Raw genomic sequence first — 15,059 nt, forward strand, 5'->3', positions numbered from 1 at the left:
AACGGACACATGCGCAGGAGATCCGTACGCACCAGGCCGGCCGCCGCGCTGGCGCTGCTGGCCGCCGGCGCGGCCGTGCTCGGCGGGGGCGGGCCGTCCGGCGCCGTGCCCGCGGCCGCCACGGGCGCACCGCAGGCCGTCCGGTCGACCGGGCAGGAACAGGCCGGGCGGGAACAGGCCGAGTCCTGCGACCTGACCAGTACCGTGCCGCCGAGCACCGTGGACGGCACGGCGGTGAAGGCCATCAAGGCCAAGGGCACCCTGATCATCGGCGTGGACCAGAACAGCTACCGCTGGGGCGCCCGCAACCCGAACACCGGTGAGCTCGAAGGCTTCGACATCGACCTCGCGAGGGCGATCGGCGCGGCCATCATGGACAACCCGGCCAAGGTGGTGCTCAAGCCGGTGTCGACCGCCGGCCGGATCGACGCCCTCACGGGCAACCAGGTCGACCTGATCGTGCGCACCATGACGGTCAGCTGCGCCAACCTGAAGAAGGTCGCCTTCTCCCGGTCGTACTTCAACATCAAGCAGCGGGTCCTGGTGCCCCGGTCGTCCACCGCCAAGAACCTCGACGAGGCGATCAGCGGCAAGACGGTCTGCGCCGCGGACGGCTCGGTGGCCAAGGACGTGCTGAACGCGAAGAAGACCGCCAAGCAGCTCGTCCTGGTGACCAACCAGCTCGACTGCCTGGTCCGCATGCAGCTCGGCAAGGTCGACGCCACCATGACCGACGACGAACTGGCGGTCGGCCAGGCCGCGCAGGACCAGACGGTGAAGGTGGTGGACGGCTTCGAACAGCCGGAGACGATCGGTGTCGCGATGCGCCAGAACAGCACCGACCTCACCGCCCGGGTCAACCAGGTGATCTCCGACTACTACGCGGACAAGCGCTGGCAGAAGTCGTTCGAGCAGTGGGTCCAGCCCTACCTGCCCGAGAACTCCAAGGACCCCGGCCTGTACTGGCCGGCCCGCTGACGCACCGGGCGGCGCACGGGCGCCGGCGGGCCGCTGACGCGGTCTTGACGCCCACCGCCCGCTCCGCCCGAACGGCCACCGGCTAGGGTTCGGGACGATCACCACGGGGAGACCGGTGGTGGGCACGGGGGATGTCGTGGGATCGCACGTCAGGTACGTCGGGATCGCACGCGAGGAAGGAAGGACACGGCGTTGGCGGCTTCGGCTGGCCCGGTACTGAGCCGGGAGGAGGTGGACCGCGCGCTGGCGCGCCTCGGCGCGGAGCGGGACGCGGTCGAGTCGGCGCTGCTCGCCCTCCAGGACCATCCGGGCCTGCGGCTGCTCGACGGCGCCGAACTGGCCGGGCGCACGCTGGAGCGCTGGTCCGTCGCCGGGAAGGGCCTGCCGCTGCTCTGGGCTCTGTTCGACCGCTACGCGGAGGCACTGGCCTCGGCGCGCGCGGTACGGGCCCGCAAGGCCAAGCCCGGCGCGCCCGAACTCGCCGAGCTGAGCGAACTGCTCACCGGCGACGCGGTGACCGTCCCCGGCGGCGCGCTGCCGGACGGCCCGCAGCTGCTCGGCGCGCCCGCCCGGCTGGTCGAGCGGGTCAGCCTGGACGCGCTGATGACCCGGATGAACTCCTGGTACGCCACCGTGCTGGAGGTGGTCAGCGCCGCCGACGCGGTCTGGTCGGCGCTGCCGGCCCGGATCGACCTGCTGCTGGCCGAACTCCACCGGGTGGGCAACCTCGCCGCCTCGCTCGGCGTGCGGGCCGGAAGCCACCCGCTCGCCGACGACCTGGCCGGGCTGGACGCCGACCTCACCGGGCTGCGCGCCGAGGTGCGCGAGGACCCGCTGGCGCTGTGGCGCCCGGCCCGGGTGCCCGCCCAGCGCGGCACCGTGCCGGAGGGCGGCGCCTTCGCCACCCCCGCCGGGGTGGTGGACACCGAGCGGTTCGACCGGGCCGGGCGGGCGCTGGACGGCGTCCGGGTGGAACTGGAGAACCTGCTGCGGCTGCGCGACGACGCCGAGGAGCGCCTTCAGGGCGTCGGCGACCTGCTCCAGCGGGCCGACGCCACCCTGGCCGAGGCCCGCCGGGCACGTGGCGAGGTGCTGGCGAAGATAGCCTCCAGCGACGTCCCGGCGGTGCCCGGTCCGGCCTCGGCGCTGCGCGAACGGATCGTGACGGCGCTGGAGTTGCGCCAGGGCGGGCAGTGGGGCCGGCTGGCGCCGCTGCTGGACACGCTGGAGGACGCCGCCGCCAAGGAGCTGGCCCGGGCCCGGCAGTCGCTCACCGAGGTGACCCAGCCGCTGGCCGTCCGCGCCGAACTGCGCGGCCGGCTGGACGCGTACAAGGCGATGGCCGCCCGGCTGCGGGTCTCCGAGGACCCGGAAGTGATCGAGCGGTACGAGAAGGCGCGCTGGCTGCTGTGGAGCGCGCCCTGCGACCTGCGGGCGGCGGCCGCCGCGGTGGCCCGCTTCCAGCAGTCGCTGCGGCCGGCCCAGGCCGAGGCCGCACAGGAGACGACCGGCCAGACGCCGGTCGACGGACAGGTCCAGGGGGGCTGAGGTTGATGGGCGGGACGTGCGTACGGCCGGAGTGCTCCGGCAACGGCAGGATCGACGCGGACGGCTACTGCGACGAGTGCGGGCTCGCCCCGGCGGGCGGCGGCACCGTGGCCTCGGCCGCGGTGTCCGCCAAGGCTTCCGGGGCCGCCGGGGCGCCGGCCGCCGGCCCCGGCGCGCCCTGCCCGAGGGACTGCTCCGGCACCATCGACGCCGACGGCTACTGCGACGAGTGCGGCCTCACCCCGCCCGGCGGCGACACCGGCGTCACCCAGCCCTACGTCCCGTCCTCCCGGGTCTCCAGCGACTCGGCGCGCAGCGGCTCGATCCGCTCGACCCGCACCGGCTCGGCCCGCTCGATGTCCGGCCGCTCCCGCTCGCACCGCTCGACCCGCACCGGCAGCAGCCGCTCGGTCTCGGTGCGCAGCACTCGCGGCAGCGTCAGCGCGGGCACCCGCAACCGGCTGGGCGCCGGCCTGGTGACGGTGCCGACCGTCGAGACGGCCGACCCGTCGCTGGCGGTGCTGGAGAACCCGGAGGTCCCGGAGCGCAAGCGGTTCTGCTCCAAGTGCGAGACCCCGGTGGGCCGGGAGAAGAACGGCCGGCCGGGCCGCCCGGACGGCTTCTGCACCAAGTGCGGCACGCCGTACTCGTTCACGCCCAAGCTGCGGCGCGGCGACCTGGTCGGCGGGCAGTACGAGGTGGTGGGCTGCCTGGCGCACGGCGGCCTCGGCTGGATCTACCTGGCGATCGACCGGCGGGTCAACGACAAGTGGGTGGTCCTGAAGGGCCTGCTGGACACCGGTGACGAGGACGCGCTCGCCGTGGCCGTCGCCGAGCGCCGCTTCCTGGCCGAGGTGGACCACCCGAACATCGTCCGGATCATCAACTTCGCCGAGCACCTGGACCTCGGCTCCGGCTCCACCGACGGCTACATCGTGATGGAGTACGTCGGCGGCAAGTCGCTCAAGGACATCGCCAACGACCGCCGCACCCCGGACGGCCGGCGCGAGCCGCTGCCCGTCGAGCAGGCGATCGCGTACGCGCTGGAGGCGCTGCCCGCGCTCGGGTACCTGCACGGCCGGGGCCTGATCTACTGCGACTTCAAGATCGACAACGTGATCCAGAGCGGCGACGCACTCAAGATCATCGACATGGGCGCCGTCTGCCGCCTCGACCACGACGGCCCGATCTACGGCACCGTCGGCTACCAGGCCCCGGAGATCGCCACCCACGGCCCCTCCCCCGCCTCCGACCTCTACACCGTGGCCCGCACCCTCGCGGTGCTCACCTTCGACTTCCAGGGCTACAGCACCACCTACCGGGACACCCTGCCCGGCCCCGAGGACGTCGAGGTCTTCGCCCGCTACGAGTCGTACTACCGCTTCCTGGTCCGCGCCACCGACCCGGACCCGGCCCGCCGGTTCTCCTCCGCCGACGAGATGGCCGACCAGCTCACCGGCGTGCTGCGCGAGATCCTCGCCCTCCAGGACGGCCGGGCCCGACCCGCCCTGTCCACCCTCTTCGGCCCCGAACTACGCGTCGTGGACACCGAGTTGGTCATGCCCACCGAGCAGCCCGGACAGCTCCTGGTGACCGCCCTCGACCCGGCCGCCGCCGCCCTCGCGCTGCCCGTCCCGCGCGTCGACCCCGGCGACCCCAACGCCGGCTTCCTCGCCACCCTGCTCGCCACCGACCCCGAGGAGGCGCTCGCCGCCCTGGCCGGCGCGCCCGCCCTCTCCATCGAACGGCGGCTGCGCGAACTGCGCGCCCACCTCGAACTCGGCCGCCGCGCCGCCGCCGAGGAAGCCCTCGACGCCCTGGAGCGGGAGTACCCGGACGACTGGCGGGTCGTCTGGTACCGCGGCCTGGTCGCCCTGGTCGGCGCCGCACACGGGCCGGACGGCCCGGACGGCTCGGACGTCCCCGGCAGCTCGGTCGCCCTGGTCGGCGCCGCGGGCGGCCCGGACGGCCCGGACGGCCCGGCTTCACCCGACGAGGCCGGGCTGCGCGCCGCCGCCGAAGCCTTCGACGCGGTCTACGACGCCTTCCCCGGCGAGGCCGCCCCCAAGCTGGCCCTCGCCATCTGCGCCGAACTCCTCGGCGACGGCGGCGACGCCGCCGAGTTCTACCGACTGGTCTGGACCACCGACCCGGCCTACCTCAGTGCCGCCTTCGGGCTCGCCCGGGTCCGGCTGGCCGAGGACGACCGGCCCGGTGCCGTCCGCGTCCTGGAGTCCGTCCCGGCCACCTCCAACCAGTACACCGCCGCCCGGATCGCGGCCGTCCGCGCCCGGCTGCGCGAACGGCCCGCCACCGACCCGCTCGCCGCCGACCTCGGCGCCAGCTCCGACCAGCTGACCGCGCTGCGCCTGGACGACCGCCGCCGCGAGGAACTGGCCGTCGAACTGCTCGGCGCCGCCCTCGGCTGGGTCACCGCGGGCTCGACCGGCGCCCAGCAGGGCGGCGGCACCACGGTGCTGGGACGACCTGCGGTGGAGCGGGAACTGCGCTTCGCCCTGGAACAGTCCTACCGGGTACTCGCCCGGTTGGCCGACCGGGCCGAGACCAGGATCGAGATGGTGGAGCGGGCCAACCGCGCCCGCCCCAGGACGTGGGTGTAGCCGATGCCGCAGCAGACCGTGTGCCCGAGCTGTTCCGAACCGCTGGAGCCGGAGGACGCCTACTGCGGCGCCTGCGGCGCCAGCCGGGACGGCCGGACCGCCCCGGGCGCGATGCCCGCGAACTGGGCCACCGCCCGGGCCGAGGGCGCCCCGCCCCAGCACGGGCCGGTCTGCGCGCACTGCGGGCTGCCGCAGGTCACCGCGGACGGCTACTGCGAGGCGTGCGGCGGCGCCCAGCCACGCCCGCGCGACCACATGGAGAAGTCCCTCGCGGGCGTCGCCGGGGTCAGTGACCGCGGCCTGCGCCACCACCGCAACGAGGACTCCTTCACCATCGCCGCCACCTCGCTGCCCGGCGGCGAGCCCGTCGTGGTCGCCGTGGTCTGCGACGGCGTCTCCTCCTCCGACCGGCCGGACGAGGCCTCCGAGACCGCCGTCGACGCCGCCTCCGAGTCGCTGCTGAGCGCCCTGGAGGCGGGCCGCGCACCCACCGCCGCCATGCGCCAGGCCATCGCCGACGCCGCCGGGGCCGTCGCCGACCTCGCCCAGACCGGCCCCGGGCCCGCCCGGCCCGACCTCAACGCGCCCGCCTGCACCTACGTCAGCGCCATAGCCTCCGGCGGCCGGATCACCATCGGCTGGGTCGGCGACACCCGCGCCTACTGGATCCCGGACGACCGCGCCGGCGCCGAGCCCTTCCGGCTCACCCAGGACGACTCCTGGGCGGCCCGGATGGTCGAGGCCGGGCTGATGAGCGAGGCCGAGGCGTACGCCGACCCGCGCGCCCACGCGATCACCGGGTGGCTCGGCGCCGACGCCGAGGAGGTCGTCCCGCACACCCTCGACTTCACGCCGCACGTCCCCGGGGTGCTGCTGATCTGCACCGACGGGCTGTGGAACTACGCCGAGGCCGCCACCGACCTGGCGTACTTCGTCCGGCCGGACGCCCGCGCCGAACCGCTCGCGGCGGCGCAGACCCTGGTGAAGTTCGCGGTCGCCGCCGGCGGCCACGACAACATCACCGTCGCCGTCCTGCCGATCGACCCGCCGGCCGCGGGCGCCGGTGCCGAGGACCGGAGCGAGGGCGAGGACGAGGAGGACCCCCGGACCGCCACCGCGCTCGACCTGCCGCTGATCACCGCGGCGGGTGCCAGGCGCGCCGCCGAGGAGGACGAGGACTACGAGCCGACCCTGCCGGACCTCCCGGTGATCGGCTCCCCCGCCGCACCGCTGCCCCCCGCCGCCCCGCCGGCACCGCCCGCCACTCCCGCCGCACCCACCGTCCCCCCGCAGCCGCCGCACCCGCCGACGGCCTGACCGGACGCCGCCCGCCCGGGGTCAACCCCGGCGGTCACCCGGCCCGCCGGCCCGCCCCCGACGCGGCCGCCCCCACCGACCGATCCGTACCGACGACCCTTCCGACGGGAGCCACCGGCCCATGGCAACACTGGCGAAGCCGAACCTGCCCAGGTTCGACGTGGAGATCTTCCAGAACGAGTACCTTGCCGACGGCGCCCGCGAGGTCAACGCCATCGTCACGGTCACCGCGACCGGCGGCGGCACCTCCGGCGGCCGCCCGCTCGGCATCGCCGACGCGGGCGGCCCGCAGAGCGCCGACACCGCCGCGGCCGTGGTGATCCTGGTGGACTGCTCGGGCTCGATGGACTACCCCAAGACCAAGATCAACGGTGCCCGGGAGGCCACCGCCGCCGCCATCGACGCGCTGCGCGACGGCACCGCCTTCGCCGTCGTCGCCGGCACCCACGAGGCCCGCGACATCTACCCCGGCGACGGCACCCTCGCCACCGCCTCCGCCACCACCCGCGGCCACGCCAAGGAGTCCCTGCGCCGCCTCACCGCCGCCGGCGGCACCGCGATGGGCACCTGGCTGGCCAAGGCCGACAAGCTCTTCCTGACCCGCCGCGACATCGCCATCCGGCACGCCGTCCTGCTCACCGACGGCAACAACGAGCACGAGTCGGCCGTCGACCTGGAACGCGCCGTCGAGCGGGTCACCGGCCACTTCACCGCCGACTGCCGCGGCGTCGGCACCGACTGGCGGATCGACGAACTGCGCAAGATCTCCTCGGCGCTGCTCGGCACCGTCGACATCGTCGCCGAACCCTCCGGCCTGGCCGAGGACTTCCGCTCGATGATGACCGGCGCCATGGGCAAGCAGGTCGCCGACGTCGCGCTGCGGATCTGGACCCCGGCCAACGCCGCGGTCAAGTTCGTCAAACAGGTCGCCCCCGCGGTCGAGGACCTCAGCGCCCGGCGCGCCGAGGCCGGCCCCCGGGCCGGCGACTACCCCACCGGCTCCTGGGGCGACGAGAGCCGCGACTACCACGTCTGCGTCGAGGTCCCGGCCGCCTCCATCGGCAACGAGATGCTCGCCGCCCGGATCAGCCTGGTGCTGCCCCCGCAGGTCGGCAGCGGCACCCCCGAGGTGCTCTCCCAGGGCCTGGTCAAGGCGGTGTGGACCGACGACCTGGCGTCCTCCACCCGGATCAGCCCGCAGGTCGCCCACTACACCGGGCAGGCCGAGCTGGCCTCCTCCATCCAGGAGGGTCTGGAGGCCCACCGGGCCGGGGACGTCGACACCGCCACCTCCAAGCTGGGCGCCGCCGTCCGGATCGCGCACGCGACCGGCAACGAGGGCACCTACAAACTGCTGCAGAAGGTGGTGGACGTGGTGGACCCGAAGGAGGGTACGGTTCGGTTCCGTAAGAACGTGAGCGAGGCCGACTCGATGACCCTTGAGACCCGGTCGACCAAGACGGTGCGTGTGAAGAAGTGACCGCTGAAGACGTGACCGGGCCGACGACCCGGTGCGACGCCGCCCCAAGCCGGCTCGATGTGAGGGGGAACTGATGCCGATCTGCCCGAGGGGCCACGAGTCGCAGGCCGAGGACTGGTGCGACGTCTGCGGCTTCCCGATGACTCCGCCGGCCCCGACGCCGCCCGGAGCCCACCCGGGAGCCCACGGGGCCCACGGGACCCACCCGGGGGCGTACGGCTCCCACCCGGCGCCCGGGGCGCCAGGCTCGTTCGAGCAGCCCCAGCACCCGGACCACCGCGGTACGCCCTACGGCGCGCCGCTGCCGCCTCCGCCGGTGCCGTCGGGGAACGTCCCGCCGCAGCCCGGCGCGATGCCGCCGCCACCGGCCCAGGGCTACCCCAACCTGACCGAGGGCCTGACGGTCTGCCCGATCTGCCGCAGCCCGCAGACCGGACGGTTCTGCGAGGAGTGCGGGTACGACTACGAGCTCTCCACCCCCTCGCGCCGCCAGCCGCCGCCCGTCGGCGGCCCGGCGCACGGCGGCCCGGCCCAGCCGCCGCTGAACATCCCGGCGGCGTACGGCGGCGCGCCGGCCGCCCAGCCGCCGTACGGACAGCCGCCATACGGCCAACCGCCCCTCCCGCAGCAGCCACAGCCGCAGCACACCCGGCACCCGCAGCAGGCCGCCGCGCCCGCGCACACCTACGGTTACCCTCCCTCCCTGCCCGCCAACGGGCCGGAGGGGCCCACGCCGGAGGGCGCGTTCCCCGAGGCCCCCGTCCGCGAGGACTCCGGCCCGGTGTACGCCGAGCCCCCCGGCCCGAACAACCGCGGCGGCGACTTCGGCACCTCGTTCCACCTCGCCCCGCCGCACCAGCAGCAGCCCCAGCAGCAGCCGGCGGCCGCCCCCGCGGAGCCGCTCCGGGCCAACTGGATCGCGGTGGTCTCCGCCGACCGCGAGTACTTCACCGAGATGATGGCCCGCAGCGGCCCCGAGGCGGCCGGCCTGTTCTTCCCGCCGTACTGCCCCGAGCGGCGCATCCCGCTGACCGGCCGCGGCCAACTGCGGATCGGGCGGCGCAGCCAGCACCGCGGCACCGTGCCGGAGATCGACCTGTCGGTGCCGCCGGAGGACCCGGGCGCCTCGCACCAGCACGCGATGCTCGCCGAACAGGCGGACGGCAGCTGGGTCCTGGTGGACCAGGACTCGACCAACGGCACCACCGTGAACGGCGGCGCGGAGCCGATCGCCCCGCACACCGCCGTGCCGCTGAACGACGGCGACCGGATCCACATCGGCGCCTGGACGACGATCACGGTGCACCGCGCCTGAAAGACCGTCAGCGACAACTCCGGCCGGGCCGGGCGGAATTCAACCTCCGCCCGGCCCGGTTTGTTCCCGGATCCTCAAACGATCCACAAATTCGTCGCCCCGGGCGTGCACAGGGACCTCCGCAAGCCCTAGGCTCAGGCCACATGACTGCAGCTATATCCGCCGACGGCATCCGTCAGCGGTACGGGGACGTACAGGCCGTCGACGGGGTGTCCCTCACCGTCGAGGCCGGCGAATTCTATGGAATCCTGGGGCCCAACGGCGCCGGGAAGACCACCACGATGGAGATCCTGGAAGGCGTCCGCAAGCCGGACGAGGGCCGGGTCGAACTGCTGGGGCTGGCGCCCTGGCCGCGCAATCCGAAACTGCTGCCGCGCATCGGCGTGCAGTTCCAGGCCTCCGCCTTCTTCCGGAAACTGACGGCCCGGGAGACCATCCGCACCTTCGCGTCGTTCTACGGGGTCGGCCCCAAGCGGGCCGACGCGATGCTGGAGCGGGTCGGCCTGACCGACAAGGCCGACGTCATGACCGACCAGATGTCGGGCGGTCAGGCGCAGCGCCTGTCGATCGCCTGCGCGCTGGCCCACGACCCGGAGATCGTCTTCCTGGACGAGCCCACCACCGGCCTCGACCCGCAGGCCCGGCGCAACCTCTGGGACCTCCTGCGGGACATCAACGGCGAGGGCCGCACGGTCGTCCTGACCACCCACTACCTGGACGAGGCCGAGGTGCTCTGCGACCGGGTCTCGATCATGGACCACGGGAAGATCCTGCACACCGGCGCCCCGGCGACGCTGATCCGCGAGATCGACGACACCGTCCGGATCAGCGTCGCGTCCGGCCAGCTGTCCGCCGAGCGCGCCCGTGACCTGCTCACCGCGGCCGGTGCCGACGTCGCCGCCCTGGAGGACGACAGCGTCTCGCTCTCCGTCTCCACCCGCCTCCCGGGCCCGGTCCTGAGCGTCCTGGCCGAGCAGAACGCGCTGCGCGGCCTCGAAGTGCGCGGCGCCACCCTGGAGGACGTCTTCCTCCAGCTGACCGGACGGGAGTACCGCGCATGACCGCCAGCACGTCCACCGAGCCGAAGACCCCCGCCCGGAGCGACGGGTCGAGCGGCGGCGCGAGCGTCGAGCGGGAGCGGGTCAGCGCGTTCTGGAGCCTGTCCCGCGCGATGCTGCTCGGCATGAAGCGCGACCGCACCGCGACCTTCTTCATCCTGCTCTTCCCGCTGGTGTTCCTGGTGTTCTTCGGCACCATGGGCAAGGGCTCCGGCAGCCCGCACGCCAAGGTGGCGCAGGTCGGCGCGGTGAAGCTGTTCGACTCGATCCAGGGCGAGGGCCGGGTCGACCTGGACAAGGTCCTCACCATCACCAGGACCGACGACGCGGCCGCCACCCTGGAGAAGGTCCGCAAGGGCGACTACGACGCGATGATCGAGCAGGGCCCGGACGGCAAGGTCGAGCTGCGCTTCAGCGCCGCCGACACCGTCCGCGCCGGCGCGCTCCAGGGCATCGTCAACTCGGTGGTCCAGAGCGCCAACCAGGCCGCCACCGGCCAGAAGCCGGCCTACGTGCTGGACGCCCAGCAGGTCGAGGACCAGTCGCTCAAGCCGATCCAGTTCCTCACCCCCGGCCTGCTCGGCTGGGCCGTCGCCACCGGCGCGGTGTTCGGTGCCGCACTGACCCTGGTCGGGTGGCGCAAGAGCAAGGTGCTGCGCCGGCTGCGGCTGGCCCCGGTGAGTGCGGGCACGGTCATCAGCTCCAGGATCCTGGTCTCGCTGCTGACCTCGCTCCTCCAGACCGCCGTCTTCCTGACGGTCGCCACCAACTTCTTCGGGCTCAAGCTCACCGGCAACTGGTGGCTGGTCATCCCGCTGGTGGCCTGCGCGACGCTCGCCTTCATGTCGATCGGCCTGCTGGCCGGTTCGGTCGCCAAGACCGAGGAGGCGGCCAACGGCATCTCGCAGATCATCGTGCTGCCGATGTCCTTCCTGTCCGGCGCGTTCATCCCGCTGGACAGCGCGCCCGGCTGGCTGGAGACCATCTCCAAGGTCATGCCGCTGCGCTACCTGGTGACGGCCGCCCAGTCGGTGCTGACCCGCGGCGGCGGCGTCATGGACGCCCTGCCCACCATGGGCGGGCTGCTGCTCTTCGCGGCCGTGCTGACCGGCGTCGCCTGGAAGCTGTTCAAGTGGGAGGACGTGTGACCGCCGCCCCGGTCGCCTGAGCCCCGACACACGCCCTGCGGGGTCGTACGCCTTTGGTCCCGGTGTACGACCCCGTCGGCGTCTGCGACCATGGTCGGGTGAAAGAGATCCGGCGAGGAACGTTCAGCGAGGAGACCTTCTTCGACCAGGTCGGCGGCGAACCGACCTTCCGGCGACTGGTCCACCGGTTCTACCAGGGCATCGCCGAGGACGAGTTGCTCCGGCCGATGTACCCCGAGGAGGACCTCGGCCCGGCCGAGGAGCGGATGACCCTGTTCCTGATGCAGTACTGGGGCGGCCCGCGCACCTACAGCGAGCAGCGCGGCCACCCCCGGCTGCGGATGCGGCACGTGCCGTTCAAGGTCGACCGCGCCGCGCACGACGCCTGGCTCAGGAACATGCGGGCGGCCGTGGACGACCTGGCCCTGCCCGCCGAGGCCGAGCGGCAGCTCTGGGACTACCTCACCTACGCCGCCGCCTCGATGATCAACACCCCGGGCTGAGCCCCCGGGCCGGGCCGGCCCCGGTCAGCGGAGCGGGCTGAGCCCCAGCCCCGCGCCGGGCGCGGCCGCCGTCCGGACCGCCACCGAGCCGGCCGGGGCACTCAGCCGCAGCCAGCCGCCCGCCCGGTGCACGGTGAGCGGGGCCCCGGGCTTCAGGAAGCCGATCACGTACGCCGCGTGCACCGCCCGCAGCGGCAGCTCCGGCAGCACGGAGACCGGGCGGGACCAGATCTCGTCGGCCAGCGCGTCCAGCACCGCACGGCCGCGGTGGTGCGCCGGGACGGCCTCGCTGCGCTCACGGAACTCCCGCACCCCGGCCATCAGTTCCGGGTACACCTCGGCCGCCGGCGGCGCCCCGACCGGCCGCCAGCCGGTGCGCGGCGGCAGCAGCCCGGCCCAGGCCGGTCCGGTCACCGGGGCGGGCAGCGCGACGGCACCCGTCCCGGTGTCCACGCCGTCCAGCAGTTGGCCCGCCGAGACCGTCAGATCGGTCGACTCGGCCGGCCCGGTCAGCCGGGCGGTGCGGATCGCCAGCGCGCCCGAACCGCCCAGCGGCAGCCGCCCGAAGACCGCCAGCACGCCGTCGTCCCCGGCCGGGGCCACCGCCTGCAACCGGACGGCCGCCGCCTTGTCGAAGCGCAGCAGGCGCAGCAGGAAAGCGGAGAGGTCGGCGGCCTCGCCGGCGTCGGTGAGGGCGAGGCGGGCGGTGATGGTCAACGCGGGTCAGCTCGAATCGTCGGAGGTGGGTGCTCAGGCGGCGACTACGGCGGGCTCCTCGTCCATGAAGCGGGACAGGAACTCCCGCTCCACGGGCGAGATCCGGCGCGGCCGGCCCTCCGCCAGGTCGTAGGGCACGACCACGGTGGAGGCCTGGACGTACACCGTCTCGGTGCCGTCCTCGGCGACGTCCTTGATCTCGTAGGACACGGTCAGCGAGGCGCCGCCGATGCGGGTCACCCTGGTCTCGACGGTGACCGGCTCCGGCCGGTGCACCAGCGGGCGCTTGTAGTCGATCTCGTGGCGGGCCACCACCGAGCCGCCCGCGAACTCCCCCGCCCCGGCCTCGGCGGCCTGGGTGAACATGAAGTCGATCCGGGCCTCCTCCAGGTAGCGAAGGAAGACCACGTTGTTGACGTGGCCGAACGCGTCCATGTCGGACCAGCGCAGCGGGCAGGCGTAGATGTGGCGGGCCACAGGTGTTCTCCTCGACGTCCGGTCGCCCGCCGCCGTGCGGTGGCGGCGGGCCGGCGGCCGGCAGGCCGCCCCGAGGGGCAGTCTGCCGGGCCGCCGTGACGGCTGGGTGTCAGCCGCGGGTCAGCTTCTTGTACGTGGCCCGGTGCGGGCGGGCCGCGTCCGCGCCGAGCCGCTCGATCTTGTTCTTCTCGTACGACTCGAAGTTGCCCTCGAACCAGAACCACTTGCTCTCGCCCTCGTAGGCGAGGATGTGGGTGGCCACCCGGTCCAGGAACCAGCGGTCGTGGGAGATGACCACGGCGCAGCCGGGGAACTCCAGCAGGGCGTTCTCCAGCGAGGAGAGCGTCTCGACGTCGAGGTCGTTGGTGGGCTCGTCGAGGAGCAGCAGGTTGCCGCCCTGCTTGAGGGTGAGCGCCAGGTTCAGGCGGTTGCGCTCACCGCCGGAGAGCACGCCGGCCGGCTTCTGCTGGTCCGGGCCCTTGAAGCCGAAGGCCGACACGTAGGCGCGGGACGGCATCTCGACCTGGCCGACGTTGATCCAGTCCAGACCGTCGGAGACGACCTCCCAGAGCGTCTTCTTCGGGTCGATGTTGGCGCGGCTCTGGTCGACGTAGCTGATCTTGACGGTCTCGCCGACCTTGACCACACCGGAGTCGGGGGTCTCCATGTCCTGGAGCATCTTGAACAGCGTGGTCTTGCCGGCGCCGTTGGGGCCGATGATGCCGACGATGCCGTTGCGCGGCAGGGTGAAGCTGAGGTCGTCGATCAGGATCTTCTCGCCGAAGGCCTTGGAGAGGTTCTCCACCTCGATGACGATGCTGCCCAGACGCGGGCCCGGCGGGATCTGGATCTCCTCGAAGTCCAGCTTCCGCATCTTGTCCGCCTCGGCCGCCATCTCCTCGTAGCGGGCCAGACGGGCCTTGGACTTCGCCTGGCGGCCCTTGGCGTTGGAGCGGACCCACTCCAGCTCCTCGCGGAGCCGCTTGGCGCGCTTGGCGTCCTTCTGGCCCTCGACCTTGAGGCGGGACTGCTTGGACTCCAGGTAGGTGGAGTAGTTGCCCTCGTAGCCGATGGCGCGGCCGCGGTCGAGCTCCAGGATCCAGCCGGCCACGTTGTCCAGGAAGTACCGGTCGTGGGTGACGGCGACGACGGTGCCCGGGTACTTGGCCAGGTGCTGCTCCAGCCAGTTCACCGACTCGGCGTCCAGGTGGTTGGTGGGCTCGTCGAGCAGCAGCAGGTCGGGGGACTCCAGCAGCAGCTTGCAGAGCGCCACGCGGCGCTTCTCGCCACCGGAGAGCTTGGTGACCGGCCAGTCGCCGGGCGGGCAGCCCAGGGCGTCCATGGCCTGCTCCAGCTGGGCCTCCAGGTCCCACGCGTTGGCGTGGTCCAGGTCCTCCTGGAGCTTGCCCATCTCGTCCAGCAGGGCGTCCGAGTAGTCGGTCGCCATCAGCTCGGCGATCTCGTTGAAGCGGTTGAGCTTCCCCTTGATCTCCTTGACGCCGTCCTCGACGTTCTCCAGGACGGTCTTGGTCTCGTCGAGCGGCGGCTCCTGGAGCAGCATGCCGACGGTGAAACCGGGCGAGAGGAAGGCGTCGCCGTTGGAGGGGTGCTCCAGGCCGGCCATCATCTTCAGCACGGTGGACTTGCCCGCGCCGTTGGGGCCCACGACGCCGATCTTCGCCCCGGGGAGGAAGCTGAGCGTCACGTCGTCAAGGATGACCTTGTCTCCGTGCGCCTTGCGCACCTTGCGCATCGTGTAGATGTATTCCGCCACGTGAGATCGCTCCGGCGTCGTCGGGAGTATTCGGCTTGCAGCCTTCCATTGTGCCGCACCCGGCCGGGAGCCCCGAACGCCCGGTGTGCCCCACGGGGGTATCCGCAGCGCGGGGTTGAACGC

At 73.4% G+C, this 15,059-nt stretch carries 12 protein-coding genes; 9 read left to right on the forward strand and 3 right to left on the reverse strand.

Annotated elements, in window-relative coordinates; translation table 11 throughout:
• Positions 1 to 9: 9 nt before the first annotated feature.
• From ACIQVZ_RS06600 to ACIQVZ_RS06640, 9 genes are all read left to right on the forward strand, one after another.
• Entirely contained in the window at positions 10 to 978 is a 969-nt protein-coding gene (locus ACIQVZ_RS06600) for a transporter substrate-binding domain-containing protein (RefSeq protein ID WP_402447664.1), read from the forward strand.
• Between the two features lie 192 nt (positions 979 to 1,170).
• On the forward strand, positions 1,171 to 2,526 hold the full coding sequence (locus tag ACIQVZ_RS06605) for a hypothetical protein (RefSeq protein WP_350885472.1): 1,356 nt from the start codon (positions 1,171 to 1,173) through the stop codon (positions 2,524 to 2,526).
• A gap of 5 nt (positions 2,527 to 2,531) precedes the next feature.
• Entirely contained in the window at positions 2,532 to 5,147 is a 2,616-nt protein-coding gene (locus tag ACIQVZ_RS06610) for a tetratricopeptide repeat protein (RefSeq protein ID WP_402447666.1), read from the forward strand.
• 3 nt (positions 5,148 to 5,150) lie between these two features.
• Positions 5,151 to 6,464, forward strand: a complete 1,314-nt coding sequence (locus ACIQVZ_RS06615) for a protein phosphatase 2C domain-containing protein (RefSeq protein ID WP_402447668.1) — start codon at positions 5,151 to 5,153, stop codon at positions 6,462 to 6,464.
• Positions 6,465 to 6,585: 121 nt separating this feature from the next.
• Positions 6,586 to 7,944 carry a VWA domain-containing protein gene (locus ACIQVZ_RS06620; protein WP_350885466.1) on the forward strand — a complete coding sequence of 453 codons (1,359 nt, stop codon included), beginning with the start codon at positions 6,586 to 6,588 and terminating at the stop codon, positions 7,942 to 7,944.
• 73 nt (positions 7,945 to 8,017) lie between these two features.
• Complete coding sequence (locus tag ACIQVZ_RS06625) at positions 8,018 to 9,259, forward strand: FHA domain-containing protein (RefSeq protein ID WP_402447669.1); 1,242 nt, start codon at positions 8,018 to 8,020, stop codon at positions 9,257 to 9,259.
• Positions 9,260 to 9,402: 143 nt separating this feature from the next.
• On the forward strand, positions 9,403 to 10,320 hold the full coding sequence (locus tag ACIQVZ_RS06630) for an ABC transporter ATP-binding protein (protein ID WP_402447670.1): 918 nt from the start codon (positions 9,403 to 9,405) through the stop codon (positions 10,318 to 10,320).
• Positions 10,317 to 11,465, forward strand: coding sequence for an ABC transporter permease (locus ACIQVZ_RS06635; protein ID WP_402447672.1), 1,149 nt, complete (start codon positions 10,317 to 10,319; stop codon positions 11,463 to 11,465). The genes ACIQVZ_RS06630 and ACIQVZ_RS06635 overlap by 4 nt, the downstream gene beginning before the upstream one ends.
• A gap of 98 nt (positions 11,466 to 11,563) precedes the next feature.
• The gene (locus ACIQVZ_RS06640; protein ID WP_063351424.1) at positions 11,564 to 11,968 is read left to right on the forward strand and encodes a globin; all 405 of its coding nucleotides are present in this window, start codon (positions 11,564 to 11,566) and stop codon (positions 11,966 to 11,968) included.
• Between the two features lie 24 nt (positions 11,969 to 11,992).
• Here the strand turns inward: ACIQVZ_RS06640 and ACIQVZ_RS06645 are convergent, their stop codons facing one another.
• From ACIQVZ_RS06645 to ettA, 3 genes are all read right to left on the reverse strand, one after another.
• Positions 11,993 to 12,685: a hypothetical protein gene (locus ACIQVZ_RS06645; RefSeq protein ID WP_350885458.1), complete on the reverse strand. Its 693-nt coding sequence runs from the start codon at positions 12,683 to 12,685 to the stop codon at positions 11,993 to 11,995.
• Between the two features lie 33 nt (positions 12,686 to 12,718).
• A complete protein-coding gene (locus ACIQVZ_RS06650) occupies positions 12,719 to 13,162 on the reverse strand; it encodes a thioesterase family protein (RefSeq protein WP_063349408.1) in 444 nt (147 codons plus the stop codon).
• A gap of 109 nt (positions 13,163 to 13,271) precedes the next feature.
• A complete protein-coding gene (ettA, locus tag ACIQVZ_RS06655; protein ID WP_079135893.1) occupies positions 13,272 to 14,936 on the reverse strand; it encodes an energy-dependent translational throttle protein EttA in 1,665 nt (554 codons plus the stop codon).
• Between the last annotated feature and the right edge of the window lie 123 nt (positions 14,937 to 15,059).

The sequence above is a fragment of the Kitasatospora sp. NPDC098663 genome (assembly GCF_044760075.1).
Lineage (GTDB): Bacteria > Actinomycetota > Actinomycetes > Streptomycetales > Streptomycetaceae > Kitasatospora.